This is a genomic window from Roseateles microcysteis, assembly GCF_036880965.1.
GTDB lineage: Bacteria > Pseudomonadota > Gammaproteobacteria > Burkholderiales > Burkholderiaceae_C > JAUASW01.
Map to the genome: position 1 here is coordinate 610,279 of NZ_JBAJMV010000002.1, position 19,723 is coordinate 630,001.

Below are 19,723 nucleotides of genomic sequence, written 5' to 3' on the forward strand. Positions count from 1 at the left end.
AACATCGGAACCCCTATGAAGATCGCTCAAGAAATTCGCGCCGGCAATGTGATCATGCACGGCAACGCCCCCATGGTCGTGCTGAAGACCGAATACAGCCGCGGTGGCCGCAACGCCGCCACCGTTCGCATGAAGCTCAAGAGCCTGCTGAACAGCTCGGGCACCGAAGTCGTCTTCAAGGCCGACGACAAGATGGACCAGATCATTCTGGAAAAGAAGGAATGTACCTACACCTACTTCGCTGACCCGATGTATGTGTTCATGGACACCGAGTACAACCAGTTCGAAGTCGAAGCCGAGAACATGGGCGACGCGATTTCCTATCTGGAAGACGCGATGCCTGTGGAAGTGGTGTTCTACGACGGCAAGGCCATCTCGGTCGAACTGCCCACCTCGCTGGTGCGCGAAGTGACCTGGACCGAGCCGGCCGTCAAGGGCGACACCTCGGGCAAGGTGCTCAAGCCCGCAAAGATCTCCACCGGCTTCGAAATCCCGGTGCCGATCTTCGTGGCCCAAGGCGACAAGATCGAAATCGACACCCGCACGCACGAGTACCGCAAGCGCGTGTAATCAGCGCTGCTGCAGATGCAAGAAAGGCACCCTCGGGTGCCTTTTTCATTTCTGCCCGCTCACTCGGCGTAGCGCCGATCCTTGCTCAGCCAGATTTCGTTGTGGGCCGCGCCGGCCGGCATCATCGGGAAGCAGTTCTCCTCCGGGGCCACCGCCACATCGAGGAAGAACGGCCCGGCATGCGCCAGGCACTCGACCAGTGCCTCGTCGAGCGCTTCGCGCCGCTCGACCCGCCTCGCTGCCCAGCCGAAGGCCCTGGCCAAGGCCACGAAGTCGGGCAAGGCCTCGGTATAGCTGTGGCTGTAGCGGGCGCCGTGGATCAACTGCTGCCATTGCCGCACCATGCCCATGCGGGCGTTGTTGCACAGCACCAGCTTGACCGGCGTGCGGTGCTGAACCGCTGTCGAGAGCTCCTGGATGTTCATCAGCACCGAGGCATCGCCGCTGACGCAGACCACGAGGTCGTCCGGGTTGGCGATCTGCGCGCCGATGGCGGCGGGCAAGCCATAGCCCATGGTCCCGGCCCCGCCCGAACTCAGCCAGCGGCCCGGCCGGCGTGGCGGCAGGTACTGGGCCGCCCACATCTGATGCTGGCCGACGTCGGTCGCGACGATGGCATCGCGCCCCTGCAGCGCTGCGGCCAGGCGACTCATCAAGGCCTGCGGCAGGATCTGCTTCTTGCTGTTGACGAAGTCCAGGCAGCGCTGATCACGCCAGCGCTGAATCTGCTGCCACCAGGGCTTCAGGTCGGCATCGCTGCCGCGCCAGCCGCGCTCCAGGGCCAGCAGGCTGACGGCGCAATCACCCAGCAGTGCAACGTCGGCCGTGCGTACCTTGTGGATCGAGCGCGGATCGACGTCGAGATGGATGATCTTTGCGTTCGGGCAGAAGGCATCGAGCCGACCGGTCACGCGGTCATCGAAGCGCGCGCCGACACAGACGATCAGGTCAGCCGCATGCATGGCCAGGTTCGCCTCCAAGGTGCCGTGCATGCCCAGCATGCCGAGGAACTGCGGGTCCTCAGAGTCGAAAGCACCCAGGCCGAGCAGCGTCAAGGTGCAAGGCGCCCCACTGGCCCGCACCAGGCGGCCGAAGCTGTCGCAGGCCTGCATACCGGAGTTGATCAGGCCACCACCACCATAGAACACCGGGCGGCGCGCCTGTGCCAGCAAGGCCAGGGCCTCGGCCACGGGCTCCGGGGCCGGTTGCGTCAGCTGGGGTTTGGCCAAAGGTTCCGGGCGCTTCCATTGCCGCAGCAGGCCCAGCTGCACGTCTTTCGGAAAGTCCAGCAGCACCGGCCCGGGACGACCACCCAAGGCCAGCTCACAGGCCGCGCGCAACTGCAGGACCACCGCATTGGGGTCCCGCAGTTGAGCGCAATGCTTGGTCACCGGCTTGGCCAGACCCAAGGCGTCGCATTCCTGGAAGGCGTCTGTACCGATCACGGCCGTCGAGACCTGGCCACTGATGCACAGCAGCGGCACCGAATCGCACTTGGCATCGAGCAGGCCGGTCACGGTATTGCTCATGCCGGGCCCGGAGGTCACGAAGACGACGCCCAGGCGCCCGGTGCTGCGGGCATAGCCTTCGGCCGCATGGACCGCCGCCTGTTCGTGCCGCACCAGCACATGGCGCAGCCGCGGCTCGGCATGCAGGGCGTCATAGAGTGGCAGCACCGCACCACCGGGATAGCCGAACACGGTGTCGACACCAAGGGCCAGCAGCCCGGCCACCAGTGCTTCGGCGCCATTGCGGGGGCCAACCGTTTCAGTCCGTGGGCGGCGGACGACGGGCGCCGCGGCGAAGGAATCAGGTGCCTGGGTCAAGAAATCTTGCATGCCGGCACTGTGCCCGCAATGCCACGGAAAAGGCTGCTGAATTTGCCGCTTTATCACAAAATCGCAGCAAATCCTCCTTCAGACATAGAATTCATCAGCATGAAACTGGACAGATTCGATCTCGACATCCTGCATGCACTGCAGGAAGATGCCCGCATCAGCCTCAACGAGCTGTCCGGCAAGGTCGGCCTGACCAGCTCACCCTGCTGGGCCCGCATCAAGCGGATGGAAGAAGCCGGCGTGATCGAGGGCTATTCGGTGCGTGTGAATGCAGCCTCGGTGGGGCTGGCCGACACGGTGATCGTCCAGGTCACGCTGGACAGCCATTCGGACGAAGCGCTGTTCGAATTCGGCCGCGCACTGGAGCAGATTCCGGAAGTGATGGAGGCCTTCCTGGTCTCGGGCGACTACGACTACTACGTGCGGATTGCGGTGGCTGACACCCGAGACTACGAGCGCCTGCTGCGCGAACGGCTCTACAAGATCCCCGGCATCCGCCACAGCAAGAGCAGCTTCGTGCTGCGGGCCTTGAAGCAAAGCTTGCTGCCGCTGCGCCGTTGATGCCCAGCGCGGCCTGCCGGCTCAGTCGAACACACCTTCGCGCAACCACTTGGTCGCCACCCACTTCTCGCCAGCCACCACTGGCGAGCCTCCGTGCAGGGTGCGCGTCGTCGCATGCGGTCGGTCGTAGCTGAAGAACACGGCATTGCCCTTGACCGGCAACACCTCCAGCCCGATGTCCGGAAAGATGGTCGACCCGCCGCGTTCCGGGGTGTTGAGGTACATCACCACCGTGCCGACCCGCTGGCCACCGCGCTTCAATATGGTGGCGGTGCTGGCGTGCTGCGGATCGAAATAGTCGTAATGAGGCAGGTATTCGGCACCCGGCTTGTAGCGCAGGACCTGCAGGCCTTCCCCGTTCTCCAGCGGCCAATGCAGAAGCTTGGCCAGGCGCGTTTCAATGCGGCGGCACAGCTCGGTCTCGCCGCGGTCGAAGAACATGCCATCGCTGGTGCGGGCGGAGTTGACCTCGCTGCCGTCCTGGGTCAGTGTGACCGTCTCGGAGCGCGACAAACGGCTCTCGGACTGCGCCACCATCGCATCGCATTCGTCATCCGACAACAGGCCGCCGAATACGACCACGCGCGGATGCTTCATCGCGACCAGCACCTCGACCTCGCGGTCGCCTGCCCATAGCTTGTTGGACATGCCTTCGAGGGCCGGCTCGGGCACTGGCACGCCGCGCGGCAGGCTCGGGTCCTGGTCGGGCGTCAGACCGAGCGACTTCTTCAGCGTCTCTTCCAGCGCGCGGATGCTGACCGGGTCTTCCCAGCCGCTGTTGCGCATCGAGGCCAGTGTCTGCTCAGGGCTGACGCCTGCCTCGGCCTGTTCAAGGATCCAGCGGCGCAGCTCGGGGGTGATGACTTGGATGCTCATGATGGGTGCAAATTCTGCCTCGAACTTGCACCACTCAGCCCGCAGTCAGATCAACACGTCGACGGAACAGCAGGCGGTCCGCACTGGAGGCCTTGCTGTCCAGGCGGTAGCCCTCGACAGCGAAGTCCTTCAGGCCCTCTGGCCGGTCGATGCGCTGCTCGATGGCATAGCGCGCCATCAGGCCGCGGGCACGCTTGGCGAAGAAGCTGATCACCTTGTAGCGGTCGCCCTTCCAGTCTTCGAACTGGCAGTCGATGACGCGCGGCTTCAAGGCCTTGCGGTCAGCGGCCTTGAAGTACTCCTGCGAGGCGAGGTTGACGATCACCGGCACCGTCTCCGCCGTGGCACGCTTGTTCAGGTGCAGGGCAAGCTGGTCACCCCAGAAGGCATAGAGGCTGCCGCCTTGGCGGTTCGAGAGCCGCGTGCCCATCTCCAGACGGTAGGGCTGCATCAGGTCCAACGGCCTCAAGACGCCATAGAGGCCGGAGAGGATGGCCAGATGCTGCTGGGCCCACTGCAGATGTTCGACGCCGAGGCTCGCCGCTTGCAGGCCCTCGTAGACGTCGCCATTGAAGGCCAGCACCGCCGGCTTGCTGTTGCTGGCCGTGAAGCGCGGCCGCCAGGCCTTGTAGCGCTTCACATTGAGCAGCGACAGCGCCTCGGAGAGTTCCATCATCTCCGACACATCGGCCACGCTGCATTGGCGCAGCAGCTCGATCAGCTCCAGCGATTGTGCGACGAACTGCGGCCGGGTGGCCAGGGCTGCCACTTCAGGCGGCACGGGAGTTTCATAGTCCAGCGACTTGGCCGGCGAAAGCAGGTAGAGCATGGGGCGATTGTCTCTTTGGAGAGGGCGATGAAAAACGCCGGCCACCCCTGCGGGCGGCCGGCGTTGCGGCAAGGGTCAGCCGGGGCTTACTTGACCAGCAGCTGGTTGATGGCCGTGACGTCTTCCGGGCGCAGCTGGCCGGCGGCCTGGCGCAGACGCAGGCTGGTCACCAGCGTGTCGTAGCGGGCCTTGGCAAGGTCGCTTTGCGTTGTGTACAGCAGCGTCTGGGCGTTGAGCACGTCGAGGTTGACGCGCACACCGACGCGGTAGCCGACCTGGGTCGATTCCAGCGCCAGCTTGCTGGAGGCCTCGGCCGCTTCCAGAGCCTTCACCTGGGCCGTCAGCGATTGCACGCCCAGGAAGCCACGGCGGGTGTTCTCGTTGACCAGGCGACGAACGTACTCGAGGTCATTGCGCGACTTCTCTTCCAGCTTCATCGCCTCCAGCACGCGGTTCTGGACGGCGCCACCGGTATAGAGCGGATAGTTGATGCTGACGCCGATGCTGGCACTCTTGGAGGTGCCCGAACCGGCGGCCGCGGCGGCTGCGCCGTTCAAGCTCGTGTGCAGATTCGACAGGCCCACCGAGCCGCTCATGTCGACCGTCACGCCATCGGCGGCGCGGGCCTTCTTGGTTTCAAGCTGGGCCACCTGCAGGCCCAGGCGGGCCTTGCGCACGCTGGGGTTCTGCTCATCGGCCTGCGCCACCCAGGGGTCGAGCGTCAGCGGCAGCACGGCCGGCAGGGCCACCGGCTGTGCCAGCGGCTTGGGCTCCAAAGAAGGACGGCCGACGATCTGCTCCAGGGCCACGCGCTTGACGCGCAGGTCGTTCTCGGCGGCGATCTCTTGCGCGACCGAACGGTCATAGCGGGCTTGCGCTTCGCGGGTGTCGGTGATGGTGGAGGTACCGACTTCGAAATTGCGCTTGGCCGAGGCCAGTTGCTCGGCGATGCCGGTCTTGTTGGCTCGGGTGCTGTTCAGCACGTCCTGCGCAGCCAGCACGTCGAAATAGGCCTGCGCCACGCGCACGATCAGGTCCTGCTCGGCGGTCTCGAGGTCGGCCTTGGCCACATCGAGGCTGCGCAGCGACTGCTCGATGCTCAGTGCGTTGCCGCGGTTGTAGAGCGAATAGCTGCCCTTCACGCCGGCCGTGGTCGTCACCGTGGTCAAGCCGTTGCCGGACGGTGCCTCGCTGCGCGCCAGCGTGGAGCCGCCACCTAAGCCGACCGTGGGCTTGGCCAGCGCACCGACCTGGGCGGCACGGTACTCGGCCGATTCCGCCAGGGCACGGGCAGAGAGGAAAGTCGCGTCATAGGCGCGGGCCGCGTCGTAGAGCTCCTGCAGGCTCTGCGCCTGGGCGCCAGCGCTGGCAAAGACGCCCATGGCAATGGCAGCGGCCAGGCGGCTGTAGCGTTGACGCAGGACGGGAGCGCGGTGGTCAGACATGGGTTTCCTTTTCGCGACGATGACGCGGTTCTTGTTTCCGGATGACAGCGGTGGATCGGTGCATTCAGTATCGGGGCATGGCGGGATCAACCGCCAGCGACCACGCTTCGATGCCACCGGCGAGGTTATAGACCGACTGCAGGCCCTGGCGCCGCAAAAATGCGACGACCTGCAAACTTCTGACGCCGTGATGGCAATAACAAACGACAGGATGCAGGGGATCGAGCTCGCCAAAGCGCGCCGTCACCTCGCCCATGGGCATGTGCAGACTGGGCCCGCTCGGGCCGTCGATGCGGCAATGCTCGCGCTCCCAGGCCTCGCGAACGTCGAGCAACATCGGCGGCGTTCCGGCAGGGTTCTGCAGCAAGGCTTGCAGGTCCACTGCCGAAAGTTGCAACTCAGCCATTCCCGGTGATCAGAACTGGAAAGCGGACTTGTCGGCAAAGCCGGCCAGGCGCGGCGCGACGGTGTCGAACAGCTCGCGACGGCTGAATTCGCCGGCCGATTGGCGGGTGAAGAGCGTGGCCTGCATCACCGGGCCCGAGCCCACGATGGCCAGCAGGCGGCCACCCGCCGCCAATTGGTCCAGCAGCGCCTGCGGCACCTCGGCCACCGAGCCGCTCAGGAGGATGACGTCAAACGGCGCGTCGCCGACTGCGCCCTGCGAGCCCGCGGCTTCGCGAACGACAACGTTCGACAGGCCGGCGCGCTTGAGCTTTTGCGCGGCCTGGGCAGCCAGGGTCGGGTCTTGCTCCAGCGTGATCAGCTGCCTGGCCTGGTGCGCAATCAGGGCGCTGAGGTAGGCAGCGCCAGTGCCGATTTCCAGCACCTTGTCCTGGCGCTTGAGCTTGAGCTCCTGCAGCAGGCGCGCCTCGACGCGGGGTGCCAGCATCTGGCGGCCACCACCGAGCGGCAGCTCGGTGTCCATGAAGGCCATCGCGCGGTAGCCCTCGGGCACGAAGTCCTCGCGCTTGACCTGGCCCAGCAGCTGCAGCACGCCCGCATCCAGCACGTCCCAGGGGCGGATCTGCTGCTCGATCATGTTGAAACGTGCCTGTTCGATGTCCATGTCAAAGAGTCCTTAGCGAGCCGGTTCGGGCAAAAAGCGGAATGGCGGATTCTATTTCGGCCGCCGGGTGCCTGGGGGTGTCGAAAGCGGTGGTGCCTCCTGCAGTTGCGCGGGCGCCAACAAGCCGCCCAGCATGAGGTCGAGTTGCAGGTCCAGCACGCGCCGCGCGTCCAGATCGGGGTCATGCAGCATGCAGGCCCCAAAGGAATGCTGCTGCAGGGTCAGGTGCAGCATCGGCGCAATCAGCACATGGACAGCGTCGTCCACCAAGACCCGGCGAAACTCGCCGCTGGCCATGCCGCGCTCCAGCAGGCCGGCGAGCAGCCGATGCGTCGGCGCGATCACCTCATCCACATAGAACTGGGCCAGCTCCGGGAAATTGCGCGCCTCGGCCGTCATGATCTTGCTGATGCCACCGGCCGGCCCGAGGCCGATGCGCTGCCACCATTCATGCATCACCTGGCGTAGCAGCTCGGCCATCGCACCCTGGTGCTGGGCCAGCATCTGCTGGCCATCGGCAATATGACTGGCCAGGGTTTCCCGAACCACGGCCTTGAACAGTTCTTCCTTGCTCGGGTAGTAGAGGTAGAGCGTGCCCTTGGAGACACCGGCCCGGGCCGCCACTTCTTCAGAACGTGTGGCCGCAAATCCCTTTTCCACGAACAGGGCCAATGCAGCAGCCAGCAACTCCTGCGGGCGCGCCTCCTTGCGCCGCTGGCGCTGCGGGGCAGCGGCGACGGCCGGACGGGCTGACGGAGCGTTGGGTACGGCTGGCATGGTCTGTACTGACTGACTGGTCAGTAATATAAGGGCTGACTCCGGCCCAATCAAGGCGCAGCCGGCCCCGCGGCTATCATCCCGCCCTCTCAAAACAAGTCTGCCGGAGCGCTTCTTGGACCTCCTTTTGCTGATCAAGGCTGCGGTCATGGGCCTGGTCGAAGGCCTGACCGAATTCCTGCCCATCTCCTCCACCGGCCACCTGATCCTGGCCGGCTCGCTGCTGGGCTTTGACGACGACAAGAGCAAGGTCTTCGACATCGCGATCCAGACCGGCGCGATCTTTGCCGTGATCCTGGTCTATTGGCAGCGCCTGCGCGAGACGGCCGCAGGCCTTGGCAGCGAACCGCGCGCCCAGCGCTTCGTGCTCAATGTCGCCATCGGCTTCCTGCCCGCCGTGGTGCTGGGCCTGCTGCTCGGCAAGGCGATCAAGGCGCATCTGTTCACGCCCACGGTCGTGGCCTCCACTTTCATCATCGGCGGCCTCATCATCCTGTGGGCCGAGCGCAGACCAGCCAGCGCGGTACGCATTCACGAGGTGGACGATATGCGCCCACTCGATGCATTGAAGGTCGGCCTGGTGCAATGCCTGGCCATGGTGCCGGGCACCAGCCGCTCGGGCGCCACCATCATCGGCGGCATGCTGCTGGGCCTGTCGCGCAAGGCGGCGACCGACTTTTCCTTCTTCCTGGCCATCCCCACGCTGATCGGCGCTGGCCTCTACAGCCTCTACAAGGAGCGTGCCCTGCTCTCGGCGGCCGACCTGCCCATGTTCGGCGCGGGCCTGGTGGTGTCCTTCCTCTCGGCCTGGGTCTGCGTGCGCTGGCTGCTGCGCTACATCGCCACGCACAGCTTCACACCCTTCGCCTGGTATCGCATTGCCTTCGGGCTTGTGGTCTTGGCGACCGCCTGGAGCGGCCTTGTGGTGTGGGCAGATTAAGGCGCTTGCACTTCAGAGAAGACTCATAGCGCCAGGGGCGATGTGATGTCGGAACTAAAATACGCACCCATATGACGATCACGATCAAAGACGCGGCCGATATCGCCGCCATGCGCGTTGCCGGCCGGCTGGCCTCCGAAGTCCTGGACATGCTGACCCTGCATGTGAAGCCAGGCGTGACGACCGAGCAGCTGGACAAGCTCGCGCACGACCACATCGTGAACGTCCAGCAGGCGATCCCCGCGCCGCTGAACTACTGCCCGCCGGGCTACACGCCCTACCCCAAGTCGATCTGCACCTCGGTCAATCACCAGGTCTGCCACGGCATTCCGAACGACAAGGTCCTGAAGAACGGCGACATCGTCAACATCGACGTCACCGTCATCAAGGATGGCTGGCATGGCGACACCAGCCGCATGTTCATCGTCGGCGAGGGCTCGATCGCTGCCAAGCGCCTGTGCCAGTTCACCTACGAAGCCATGTGGAAGGGCATCGCCAAGGTCAAGCCCGGCGCTCGCCTGGGCGACATCGGCCATTCAATCCAGACGTTCGCCGAGAACGCCGGCTTTGCCGTCGTGCGCGAGTTCTGCGGCCATGGCATCGGCCAGGTGTTCCATGAAGAGCCGCAAGTGCTGCACTACGGCCGCCCGGGCACGCTGGAAGAGCTGGTGCCTGGCATGGTGTTCACCATCGAACCGATGATCAACGCCGGCCGCCGCGAGATCCGCGAGATGGGCGACGGCTGGACCATCGTCACCAAGGACCGTTCCTTGTCGGCCCAGTGGGAACACACCATCGTGGTGACCGAGACGGGCTACGAAGTGCTGACGCTCTCAGCCGGCAGCCCGCCGCCACCGGCCTTCATCACCGGCTGACCGGGCGTTGAGCGCGGTGGACCTGGCCGAACTGCGCCGCGAGTTCAAGAGCGGCAAGCAAGCGCTGATCACGGGCTTCATGCAAGCCCGGCCCACGGTCACGGCTGCCAAGACGCTCCTGCGCCAGCTGGCCAGGCATGTCGATGCCCAGCTGCTGCAACTCTGGAACGACGCCTCGATGCCCGAAGGCGCCTGCCTGCTGGCGGTCGGCGGCTTTGGGCGCGGCGAGCTGTTCCCGTACTCCGATGTCGACGTGCTCGTGCTCCTGCCCGATGAGGTTGAAGCGCACCAGCCCGGCGCCGTCAAGAACGGCCTCGAGGCCTTCATCACCGCCTGCTGGGACAGCGGACTGGAAATCGGCTCCTCGGTGCGCACGCTCACCGAATGCCTGACCGAAGCTGCCGGCGATGTGACCGTGAAGACGGCGATGCTGGAAGCGCGGCTGCTCGCTGGCCCGAAGACGCTTTTCAAGCAGTTCGAGCGCGCCCTGCAGGAGGCGATGGACCCCAAGGCCTTCCTGCGCGCCAAGACGCTTGAGAAGGCCCAGCGCCACACCAAATACGAAGAGACCCCCTACTCGCTCGAGCCCAACTGCAAGGAAAGCCCGGGCGGCCTGCGCGACCTGCAGCTCCTGATCTGGATCGCTCGTGCCGCTGGCCTGGGCAAGACCTGGCCCCAGCTCGCGGCCAAGGGCCTGATCACGCCTTTCGAGAGCCGCCAGTTGCAGCGCAACGAAGGCCTGCTCACCCTGATCCGAGCCCGGCTGCATGCCGTGGCCGGCCGCCGTGAAGACCGGCTCGTGTTCGACCTGCAGACCGCCGTGGCCGAGAGCTTCGGCTACAAGGCCAGCGGCGGCCAGCGCGCCTCCGAGATGCTGATGCGGCGCTACTACTGGGCCGCCAAGGCGGTGAGCCAGCTGAACCAGGTGCTCCTGCTCAATCTGGAAGAGCGCATCAACGGCTCGCAACAGGCCCACCTGCGTCCGATCAATCCGCGCTTCCTGGAGCGCGCCGGCATGCTGGAGGTGGTGGACGACGAGCTCTACGAGCGCGAGCCGCATGCCATTCTCGAGACCTTTCTGATCTACCAGCAGACGCCGGGCATCAAGGGCTTTTCGGCCCGCACCTTGCGCGCCCTCTACAACGCCCGCGAGCTGATGGATGCCGCCTGGCGGCGCGACCCGGCCAACCGTGCGCTTTTCATGCAGATCCTGCAGCAGAAGGAAGGCCAGACCCACGCCTTCCGGCTGATGAACCAGACCTCGGTGCTGGGCCGCTACCTCTGGGTGTTTCGGCGCATCGTCGGCCAGATGCAGCACGACCTGTTCCACGTCTACACCGTGGACCAGCACATCCTGATGGTGCTGCGCAATGTGCGCCGCTTCTTCATCCCCGAGCATGCGCACGAGTACCCGTTCTGCTCGCAGCTGGCCTCGCAGTTCGAACGCCCGCACCTGCTCTACATCGCCGCGCTGTTCCACGACGTGGCCAAGGGCCGCGGCGGCGACCACTCGGACCTCGGCGCGGTGGAGGCACGGCGCTTCTGCCGCCAGCATGGGCTGGACAAGGCCGACACCGAACTGGTGATCTTCCTGGTCCAGCATCACCTGACCCTGTCTCGCGTGGCGCAGAAGGAGGACCTGTCGGACCCCGAGGTGGTGCAGGCCTTTGCGAAGAAGATGGTCGATGCCCGCCACCTGACGGCGCTCTATCTCCTGACGGTGGCCGACATCCGCGGCACCAGCCCCAAGGTCTGGAATGCCTGGAAGGGCAAGCTGCTGGAAGACCTCTACCGGCTGGCACTGCGCGCACTGGGCGGCGCCAAGCCCAACTTCGACGCCGACATCGAAGCCCGCAAACAGGAGGCGCGGCAGGCCCTGGCCCTGCTCTCGGCCCTGCCCGGCACCGAAGAGCCGCTGTGGAAAACGCTGGAGCTCAGCTACTTCGCCCGGCATGACGCCGGCGACCTGGCCTGGCATGCGCGCGCGCTGTGGCGGCATATCGAGTCTCCCGTGCCGGTGGTGCAGGCCCGCCCGTCGCCAATTGGTGAAGGCCTGCAGGTGCTGGTCTATGCCCCCGACCAGCCCGACCTGTTCGCCCGCATCTGCGGCTACTTCGATGGCGCCGGCTTCAACATCCTGGACGCCAAGGTCCACACCACGCGCAATGGCTATGCGCTCGACACCTTCCAGGTGATCAGCCCCGAGCTGGACCTCGACCAACGCGACCTGGTGCCACTGGTCGAGTCCAAGCTGTCGCAGATCCTGAAGGAGCAAGGGCCGCTGCCCGAGCCGCGCCGTGGCCGGCTGTCGCGCCGCGTGAAGAGCTTCCCGTTCACGCCGCGCATCGCCTTGCGGCCGGACGAGAAGGCACAACGCTGGCTGCTGTCGATCAGCACCAGCGACCGCGCCGGCCTGCTCTACGCCATTGCCCGCGTGCTGGCCCGCCACCGCATCAATCTGCAGCTGGCCAAGATTTCGACGCTCGGAGAGCGGGTGGAAGACACTTTCCTCGTCGATGGCGCATCACTGCAGCAGAACAAGCTGCAGCTGCAAATCGAGAGCGAGCTGCTGGACGCGGTATCCATTCCCGGCTGAGTTGATGGGCATCAAGAAGCGATGAAGTTTCGTCGGGCAAGATCGCTTCCAACATGAAATCGAGCCTGAAATCGAGTGACAAGGCCCTGGCCGAATCACGCCAGTTCGGTGTCCGCCCCGTTCCCTTGCTGCGCCCTCTGGGCTGGCTGGCACGCGGCTGGCGCGACCTGTGGCGCTGCCCGCTCGTTTCGCTGCTGCACGGCCTGGTGCTGGCGCTCGGCGGCATGCTGATTTTCTGGCTGGCGCGTGAACGTTTCTGGCTGCTGGCCGGCGCCTTCAGCGGCTTCCTGCTGGTGGCACCTGTGCTCGCGACCGGGCTTTATGCGCTGAGTCGCGGCATCGAACGGGGCGAGCCCATCGGATTCGCCACCGTGCTCAAGGCCTGGCAGCCGCATGACACCCGCCTCGTCCGCTTCGGCCTCTTGCTGGCCCTGGCCGGCACCGGCTGGGTGCTGACTTCGGCTTCGCTGATCACGGCGATGGCACCCGCACCGATCAACAAGCCCCTGGATTTCGTCCGCCACGTGCTGCTGAGCGACAGCGGCCTGCTGTTCGAGTCCTGGCTCGCGCTGGGCGCGGTGCTGGCCGCACCGGTGTTCGCCTCCAGCGTGGTTGCAATACCGCTGCTGCTGGACCGATCGATCAGTGTGCTGGGCGCCGTGTTCACCAGCTGGCGCGTCGTGATGGAGCATCCGGCCCCGGTGGCCTTATGGGCCTTTCTGATCATGGCCATGACGCTGGTCGGCATGGCCACCGCCATGTTGGGCCTGATCGTGATCGCACCGCTGCTCGGCCATGCCAGCTGGCATGCCTATCGCGATCTCGTCCGCGGGGCGTAAATCTCCATGTTCGGCTACACGGAAGAGCAGATCGCGCAGTTCGGCCTCAGCTTCGGCGTGGCCGCCTTCATGCTCTACATGGTCTTCATCATCCTGCAGCTGGCGCGCGAGTCGAAGGCCGGGCGCTTTGGCACCTTCGTGCTGCTGCTGGGCCTGGGATTCGGACTGGTGGGCTTTGCCGCCAAGGGTCTGATCAAGTTCTTCCTGCATGGGCTGGGCGAATGACGATGATCAGCCGCAGCTTCCGGCACAGCCACCTCGAGGACCTGCAAGCCCTACTGACCGGTACGCTGTTCGCCGCGCTAGGCGTTCTGCTGTTCAAGCAGGCCGGCATGCTCAGTGGAGGCACCGTGGGCATCGCCTTTGTGCTGCACTATGCGAGCGGCTGGCCGCTGGGCCTGCTGTTCTTCGCGATCAACCTGCCCTTCTATGGTCTGGCCTGGCGGCGCATGGGCCCGGCCTTCACGCTCAAGACGCTCTGCGCCGTTGGCCTGATGTCGGGCTTCGCCGAGGGGCTGCCACACTGGATCTCGTTCAGCGCGCTCGACCCGCTCTTTGCCGCGCTCGCCGGTGGCCTGTTGATCGGCGCCGGCATGCTGATCCTGTTTCGGCACAAGGCCTCGCTGGGTGGGCTCAACGTGCTGGTGCTCTGGCTGCAGGACAGCCGCGGCTGGCGCGCCGGCCACCTGCAGGCCGGGCTGGACAGCCTGGTCCTGCTGACCGGCCTGGCCTGGGTGCAGCCCCGCCAGATTGCGCTGTCGCTGCTGGGCATGGCGGCCATCAACGCCGCGCTGGCGATCAACCACCGGCCCGGCCGCTACATGGCGACCTGAGCGCCGGTTTGCGGTGCCGGCCGAGCCATGCGGCGCCGGCCTGCCCAGATCACGCCGGCGAAGCAGGCGCCAAACAAGGCCCCTTCCATCATCCCCAGCGCCGACTGCGAGATGGGGCCGAGTTGCGCCTCACCGAACAGTCGCGCCAGCGGGCCGAGGTCCAGGCGCGAGCTGTCGAAGCTGGCCGCCATGCGGTCCAGGCTCCGCGCCATCATGCTGCCGCCAGCCAAGGGCAGGAGCGCGCCCGCCAAGCCGGTTGTGAAGGCGGCGCAGAGCACCGGCCGACGGATGTTCGCGGCCTCGCCGGCGCCGCCGAGCAGCCAGCCGGCCACCACCGCGAAGCCGATGACAGCACCTTCGAGTCCACCGGTTGTGCCCGCGGGCGCATGGCCCACCAGCAAGGTGAAGGTGTCCGAGCCGAGCAGCTTGGTCAGCCCGCCGACGACAAAGCCGCCCAGCGCGCCGCCAGCCAGTTGCCAGCCCGGGCCCCGTGTCCAGCGCCGCGCCGCCGCCAGACCCAGCCCCACACCGAAAGCGCCGGCCACGCCGACAAAGATGCAAAGCGCCAGCAGGACGCCCAGCACCGAGACGCTGCCCACACCCAGGGCCTGCGGCGAGAAGGCCAGCGCGGATCCGTACAGCAAGCCGCCCAGCAGCCCGGACACGGCGCCGCCAAGCACGGCCGAGACGAGTTCGGCGGCAAAGACCGAGCCGCCTGCTGCCGCGTGGGTGTCCGGCAGCAGCGGTGCCGGCACACCGGCCGCCTCTGTCACGCTCGCCGCCTCGGCCGCCTTGGCCGTCTGCATCTCGGCAATGAAGATGTAGCCATGGCCAGGCACCGTACGCACAAATCGGGGCGCACTGGCGTCGTCGCCCAGGGCCCGGCGGATCTCCTTGATGCACTGGGTCAGCGCCGCATCGGTCACCACGCTGCCGGCCCAGACTTCATCGAAGAAGCGCTGCTTGCCGACCAGCCGTCCATGCTCCCGCACCAGCAGCGCCAGCGCATCGAAATAGCGGGCATTGAGGGCAACTGGCTCGCCGCCACGGCAGAGGCTGCGCTGGCCCGCATCGAGCACAAAGTGGTCGAAGCTGTGCACGGATGGGGGCGAGGGGGCGCTGCTCAAGGGCGGTGAAGGGGCTGGTGGGAAGGCTGCCAAATCATAGCGATGCAGGCCGACTGCCGGGGCTCAGCAAATGCTCACAAGGTCCTCACGACGCTCACGCCCCCCGGAGTTAGCCTGGGCACAACTCATTTCTCTGCGGAGACTTCCCGATGAATCCTTCCAGCACTTCCCCGGCCCGCATGCGTTCGCAGGCGTGGCGCATCGCCGGCTGGAGCGCCGCCGCCCTCCTCCTGCTTGTGCCCCTGGTGGCCATGCAATTCACGCCCGAGGTGCGCTGGAGCGCCGGCGATTTCCTGGTTTTCGGGCTCATGCTGGCCGGCGTCGGCGCCGGCCTCGAACTGGCGGCGCGCCAGACTGCTGATCTGCAGTACCGCCTGGCTGCCGGCGTCGCGCTGTTGAGCGCCTTCCTGGTCGTCTGGGCCAATCTGGCCGTTGGCATCGTCGGCGAGCCCAGCCACCTGGCCAATGGCATGTTCTTCGGCGTGCTGGCCAGCGGCCTGCTGGGTAGCATACTCGGCCGCGGCCAGGCGCCAGCGATGGCAGCCAACCTGCTGGTGATGGCAAGCCTTCAGGCGCTGGTGGGCTTGGTGGTGGTTGCGGCTGAGCTCGACACCGCCGGCCTGGTGGCCTCGGTCGTGCTGAGTCTGTTGTGGCTGCTGTCGGCCCTGCTGTTTCGCCGGGCAGCGCGCGCGCAGGCCTGAGCCCTATTTCGTGAAGCAGCTGCCCGCCATTCCGGCAAATCCCTGAGCTCTCTGGTCCATCGGGTTCAGCATGCCGATGCGGGGCGTCACCACGCGGGTGCATTTGCTGCCCTGGCGAACGAGCTTGTTGCCGGTGCCGTCGGTGGCGTCCTGAACGACGACAGGCAGGGTGCCCGCCGCGTCGGCCACCGCATATTCGACCGAGCGCTTTTCGCTGTTGGCGCGCGGGTCATTGAGCATCTGGCTGAGCATCGACTCGCTGCGCGGGCCGGAAGCGGGGCGGCCGGCGGGCAAGGCCAGTTTCAAGGGTTCCGGCCTGGTCGGCCCTGCCGTTGCCGCTGACGCCGGCTCAGCGGCTTTCGTTGCGACTGTCGTTGCGACTGGGGCTGCAAGGGCAGGCGCTGTCACCGCCACTTCGGGCGCCGGCACGGCAATGGTTCGCGCCGTGGGCGCTGTGGCAGGGGCTGCCCGGGGCGGCGGCCGGCGCTCCGGGATGGTCTCGCTCGGCAGGATGCGCAGCGCGATCAAGCGGCTCGCAGCCTTGACCGCGGGTCGGTCGCGCTGCAGAAAAAGCAGCAAGCCGGCGTTCACCAGCAGCGCCGCAGTCATTCCGAGCAGTAGCCGCGACCTGGGTGGCGCGGGCAGCGTGATCACTGCCGCCCCACTCACCGTGCCGTCCTCAGTCAACGCCATGCTCAATCGCCCGCCATGCCCCACTGCTGCAGCATGAAGGCATAGACCTTGGCCCGCTCCTTCAAGGCATCAAAGCGGCCCGAAGCGCCACCGTGGCCGGCGGTGAGGTTGATGTCGAACAGCAGCGGCGTGGCGCCGTTGGTCTTCAAGGCGCGCAGCTTGGCCACGTACTTGGCCGGCTCCCAATAGGGCACCTGGCTGTCATTGATGCCGGTGCGGGTCAGGATGGCCGGATAGGCGCCCGGCTTCAGGTTGTCATAGGGGCTGTAGGCGCGCATCCAGGCGTACTGCTCGGCGATCTTGGGGTTGCCCCATTCGATGAACTCTTCCGTCGTCAGCGGAATGGTTTCGTCGAGCATGGTGTTGATCACGTCGACGAACGGCACCTCGGCCACGACGGCCTTGAACAGCTCGGGCCGCAGGTTCACCACCGCGCCCATCAGGAGGCCGCCGGCGCTGCCGCCGTTGATGATCAGCTTGTCGGGGCTGGTCCAGCCTTCCTTGATCAGCGTCTCGGCCACCGACACGAAGTCGGTGAAGGTGTTCATCTTCTTCGCCAGCTTGCCGTCCAGGTACCAGCGCTTGCCAAGATCGCCGCCGCCGCGGATGTGGGCAATGGCCACCACCGCGCCGCGGTCCAGCAGCGAGAGGTCGTTGGCATTGAAACGCGGGTCGGACGCAATGCCATAGCTGCCATAGCCGCGCAGGAGCAAGGGCCGCGGGCCAACGCCCCGCAAGGCCTTGGCATAGACCAGCGAGATCGGCACCTTGGTGCCGTCCTTGGCCGTGGCCCACAGGCGCCTGGATTCATAGCGCGAGCCGTCGAAGCCGATCACCGGCTGCTGCTTCTTCAAGGCCAGCTGGCCGTCCTTCATGCCGAAGTCGTAGACGGCGGCCGGCGTGGTCAGCGCCTGGTAGTTCAGGCGCAGCGTTTCGCTGTCGTACTCGCGGTTGTCGCCTAGCGTGGCGGTGAACACGGACTGGTCAAAGCCGATGTCGCGCGGCTTCTTGAAATTGGCATGATCAAACACACGCAGCTTGACCGACCCCTGCTCGCGCAGCTGCACGGCGAGGTGATTCTTGAACATCGCGGCGCGCTCCAGCATCGCGTCTTCTCGGTGCGCAATCAGCTCTCTGGCCTTGTCGACCTGGGCATGCGTCAGCTTCAGGCTCTTCGGCAGCGGCAACACAGCGAGGCGGAAATTCGGGCCGCGATCATTGATGCGCAGATAGAGCTGGCCTTCGCGATGCTCCGCCGAATATTCGATGCCGGTGCGGCGCGGCAGCAGCACCTGCCAGGCGCCGAGTGGCTTGTCGGCGGGCAGCGCCAGCACTTCCACGGTGTCCTTGGAGCGCGTGTAGAGCGTCAGGTAGCGGCGGTCGGCCGTCTGGCCCAGGCCGATGTTGTAGAGCTCGTCCTTCTCCTCGTAGACCAGCACGTCCGGCCCCTGTCCATCGAGCTGGTGGCGCCACAGCTGGTTGCGACGCTTGGCTTCATTCGAGGTGACATAGAACAGCGTCTTCGAATCGGCCGCCCAGATCGCGCCATCGGTGCGCGCGGCCTTCCAGGCGACTTCTTCACCTGTCGCGATATCGCGCACATGCAGCTCGAAGTCGCGCGCACCGGTTTCGTCCAGCGAGTAGGCCACGCGCTTGCCATCGGGGCTCACCTGCACCAGGTTCACGGCCAGGAACTTGCGGCCCTTGGCCAGCTCGTTCAGGTCCAGGAGCGTCTGTTCCGGTGCGGCGGCGTCATAGGCGCGCTGCGGGCCGGTGGCGGCACGGCGGGTGTAGACCGGGTACTGCTTGCCTTCCAGTGTGCGCGAGCTGTACCACCAGGCGCCCTGGCGGGCCGGCACGCCTTCGTCGGCCTGCTTGATGCGGCCCACCAGCTCGGCATAGAGCTTGTCCTGCAGGCCGGCGAGCGGCTTGTAGAACTGCGCGGTGTAGTCGGCTTCGGCCTTCAGATAGGCCATCACCTGGGGATTGTCTCGCTCACGCAGCCAGAAGTAGTCGTCGATGCGGCGGTCGCCGTGCACGCTCACATCCTTGGGCATCTTGCTCGCCACGGGCGGTTCGCTCTGCGTTTGCCCCAGGCTCAGGCCTGCACAGGCCATCAGCGTCAAGCCTAGAAAGAGCTCGCGCCAGTTCTTCTTCAAACTGCTTGGATGTGTCATCGGACTCCCCCGGTTGAGGCGCCCGATTGTGCCCAGCTTTTGCCCGGCTCTTGCCCGCCCGTTTTCAGTCGAAAGTCATGCTAATCCGCTGTACCAGCGCAGGCCCAGCAAGTGCCTTGTCATGCGATGAACACGGCTCTCGGGGTCACAAAGCTCGTGCAGGATGTTGAAGTGATGGCAGCTCTCCACTTCCTCGCAGACCGGCACGGCGCGCGCTCCCCAGGCGTCGCGGATCGCCAGCATCTGCCGCTTGTACTCTTCGCTCTCCTCGCTGCCGACAAGGGCATAGAGCGGCGTGTCGGGCGCCGGGAACTGCACCGGGCTGAGGCGATGCACGGCATCCGCGTCGAGCTTGAGATCGCGCTGCAGGAAGGGCGTGCGGGCCAGTGGCGCCAGGTCATGCAAACCCGACAGAGACATCGCGCCCTTCACCAGATCGCGCGGCAGTTCCACGCCCAAGGACTTCCAGTCACAGCAGCTCATCATCGCGGCCAGGTGCCCGCCCGCTGAATGCCCGGCCACGACGATGCGGCTCGGGTCGCCACCATGCTCGGCTGCATGGCGCCAGACCCAGGCCAGGGCGCGCGCGAGCTGCAAGGCGATGCGCTCCATGCTCACCGTCGGGCACAGCGCGTAATTGGGCACAACGACCAGTGCGCCTTCGTCTGCAAACACCGGTGCCACGAAGCTGTGGTCCGACTTGTCCAGCGCTCGCCAGTAGCCACCGTGGATGAAGACCAGCACCGGCGCGTTCGGCGAGTGGGTCGGGAAGATGTCAAGCCGTTCACCCGGTTCATCGCCGTAGGCGATGTCGAGGCGGCAATCTGTCTGAGAGCGGGCCAGCGCCGAGGCCTCGGCCCAGCGGCGCAGCAGCACGGCCGACTCCGGCACACGAGCACGATTGTCATATTGCGCCGTCAGCCAGGCTTCGGTGGGGCGGGCCATCAGATTTCCTTGCTGCTATCGGGTGGTCGTGA

20 protein-coding genes are annotated in these 19,723 nt (G+C 66.1%); 9 read left to right on the forward strand and 11 right to left on the reverse strand.

All coding sequences use genetic code 11. The annotated features are described in order from the left end of the window. Positions 1 to 15: 15 nt before the first annotated feature. Complete coding sequence (efp, locus tag V3596_RS07695) at positions 16 to 570, forward strand: elongation factor P (RefSeq protein ID WP_334277089.1); 555 nt, start codon at positions 16 to 18, stop codon at positions 568 to 570. A 59-nt stretch (positions 571 to 629) separates the two neighbouring features. Here efp and ilvB read toward each other — a convergent pair whose 3' ends face one another. Continuing rightward, on the reverse strand, positions 630 to 2,408 hold the full coding sequence (gene ilvB / locus V3596_RS07700; RefSeq protein ID WP_334277090.1) for a biosynthetic-type acetolactate synthase large subunit: 1,779 nt from the start codon (positions 2,406 to 2,408) through the stop codon (positions 630 to 632). A gap of 99 nt (positions 2,409 to 2,507) precedes the next feature. Between ilvB and V3596_RS07705 the strand changes: the two genes are divergently transcribed. Next, the gene (locus V3596_RS07705) at positions 2,508 to 2,969 is read left to right on the forward strand and encodes an Lrp/AsnC family transcriptional regulator (RefSeq protein ID WP_334277091.1); all 462 of its coding nucleotides are present in this window, start codon (positions 2,508 to 2,510) and stop codon (positions 2,967 to 2,969) included. Between the two features lie 21 nt (positions 2,970 to 2,990). On the opposite strand, the gene V3596_RS07710 is transcribed toward V3596_RS07705, so the two are convergent. From V3596_RS07710 to V3596_RS07735, 6 genes are all read right to left on the reverse strand, one after another. After that, on the reverse strand, positions 2,991 to 3,845 hold the full coding sequence (locus V3596_RS07710; protein ID WP_334277092.1) for a 2OG-Fe(II) oxygenase: 855 nt from the start codon (positions 3,843 to 3,845) through the stop codon (positions 2,991 to 2,993). Between the two features lie 34 nt (positions 3,846 to 3,879). Next, entirely contained in the window at positions 3,880 to 4,674 is a 795-nt protein-coding gene (gene yaaA / locus V3596_RS07715; RefSeq protein ID WP_334277093.1) for a peroxide stress protein YaaA, read from the reverse strand. Positions 4,675 to 4,760: 86 nt separating this feature from the next. Next, on the reverse strand, positions 4,761 to 6,119 hold the full coding sequence (locus V3596_RS07720) for a TolC family outer membrane protein (protein WP_334277094.1): 1,359 nt from the start codon (positions 6,117 to 6,119) through the stop codon (positions 4,761 to 4,763). Positions 6,120 to 6,183: 64 nt separating this feature from the next. After that, the gene (locus tag V3596_RS07725; RefSeq protein ID WP_395386304.1) at positions 6,184 to 6,525 is read right to left on the reverse strand and encodes a rhodanese-like domain-containing protein; all 342 of its coding nucleotides are present in this window, start codon (positions 6,523 to 6,525) and stop codon (positions 6,184 to 6,186) included. A 9-nt stretch (positions 6,526 to 6,534) separates the two neighbouring features. After that, positions 6,535 to 7,188, reverse strand: coding sequence for a protein-L-isoaspartate O-methyltransferase family protein (locus tag V3596_RS07730; protein WP_334277095.1), 654 nt, complete (start codon positions 7,186 to 7,188; stop codon positions 6,535 to 6,537). 51 nt (positions 7,189 to 7,239) lie between these two features. Then, positions 7,240 to 7,965, reverse strand: coding sequence for a TetR/AcrR family transcriptional regulator (locus tag V3596_RS07735; RefSeq protein ID WP_334277096.1), 726 nt, complete (start codon positions 7,963 to 7,965; stop codon positions 7,240 to 7,242). Between the two features lie 115 nt (positions 7,966 to 8,080). On the opposite strand from V3596_RS07735, the gene V3596_RS07740 reads away from it, so the two are divergent. The 6 genes from V3596_RS07740 to V3596_RS07765 all read left to right on the forward strand — a co-directional run bounded on the left by V3596_RS07740 (position 8,081) and on the right by V3596_RS07765 (position 14,048). Further along, the gene (locus V3596_RS07740; protein WP_334277097.1) at positions 8,081 to 8,905 is read left to right on the forward strand and encodes an undecaprenyl-diphosphate phosphatase; all 825 of its coding nucleotides are present in this window, start codon (positions 8,081 to 8,083) and stop codon (positions 8,903 to 8,905) included. 71 nt (positions 8,906 to 8,976) lie between these two features. Further along, positions 8,977 to 9,780 carry a type I methionyl aminopeptidase gene (map, locus tag V3596_RS07745; protein WP_334277098.1) on the forward strand — a complete coding sequence of 268 codons (804 nt, stop codon included), beginning with the start codon at positions 8,977 to 8,979 and terminating at the stop codon, positions 9,778 to 9,780. Between the two features lie 7 nt (positions 9,781 to 9,787). Next, positions 9,788 to 12,376: a [protein-PII] uridylyltransferase gene (locus V3596_RS07750; RefSeq protein ID WP_334277099.1), complete on the forward strand. Its 2,589-nt coding sequence runs from the start codon at positions 9,788 to 9,790 to the stop codon at positions 12,374 to 12,376. A gap of 53 nt (positions 12,377 to 12,429) precedes the next feature. Next, positions 12,430 to 13,215, forward strand: coding sequence for a DUF2189 domain-containing protein (locus V3596_RS07755; RefSeq protein WP_334277100.1), 786 nt, complete (start codon positions 12,430 to 12,432; stop codon positions 13,213 to 13,215). A gap of 6 nt (positions 13,216 to 13,221) precedes the next feature. After that, the gene (locus V3596_RS07760; protein ID WP_334277101.1) at positions 13,222 to 13,440 is read left to right on the forward strand and encodes a DUF2788 domain-containing protein; all 219 of its coding nucleotides are present in this window, start codon (positions 13,222 to 13,224) and stop codon (positions 13,438 to 13,440) included. Beyond that, on the forward strand, positions 13,437 to 14,048 hold the full coding sequence (locus tag V3596_RS07765; protein ID WP_334277102.1) for a YitT family protein: 612 nt from the start codon (positions 13,437 to 13,439) through the stop codon (positions 14,046 to 14,048). Before V3596_RS07760 ends, V3596_RS07765 begins: the two co-directional genes overlap by 4 nt. Here the strand turns inward: V3596_RS07765 and V3596_RS07770 are convergent. Continuing rightward, entirely contained in the window at positions 14,033 to 15,175 is a 1,143-nt protein-coding gene (locus V3596_RS07770; protein WP_334277103.1) for a winged helix-turn-helix domain-containing protein, read from the reverse strand. The genes V3596_RS07765 and V3596_RS07770 overlap by 16 nt on opposite strands. A gap of 149 nt (positions 15,176 to 15,324) precedes the next feature. Here V3596_RS07770 and V3596_RS07775 point away from each other — a divergent pair, with 149 nt between their 5' ends. After that, complete coding sequence (locus tag V3596_RS07775; RefSeq protein WP_334277104.1) at positions 15,325 to 15,876, forward strand: hypothetical protein; 552 nt, start codon at positions 15,325 to 15,327, stop codon at positions 15,874 to 15,876. 3 nt (positions 15,877 to 15,879) lie between these two features. Here the strand turns inward: V3596_RS07775 and V3596_RS07780 are convergent, their stop codons facing one another. The 3 genes from V3596_RS07780 to V3596_RS07790 form a co-directional block, all read right to left on the reverse strand. Then, the gene (locus V3596_RS07780; RefSeq protein WP_334277105.1) at positions 15,880 to 16,569 is read right to left on the reverse strand and encodes a hypothetical protein; all 690 of its coding nucleotides are present in this window, start codon (positions 16,567 to 16,569) and stop codon (positions 15,880 to 15,882) included. Positions 16,570 to 16,571: 2 nt separating this feature from the next. Beyond that, positions 16,572 to 18,746, reverse strand: coding sequence for a S9 family peptidase (locus tag V3596_RS07785; protein WP_334277106.1), 2,175 nt, complete (start codon positions 18,744 to 18,746; stop codon positions 16,572 to 16,574). Between the two features lie 75 nt (positions 18,747 to 18,821). Beyond that, positions 18,822 to 19,691, reverse strand: a complete 870-nt coding sequence (locus V3596_RS07790) for an alpha/beta hydrolase (protein ID WP_334277107.1) — start codon at positions 19,689 to 19,691, stop codon at positions 18,822 to 18,824. Between the last annotated feature and the right edge of the window lie 32 nt (positions 19,692 to 19,723).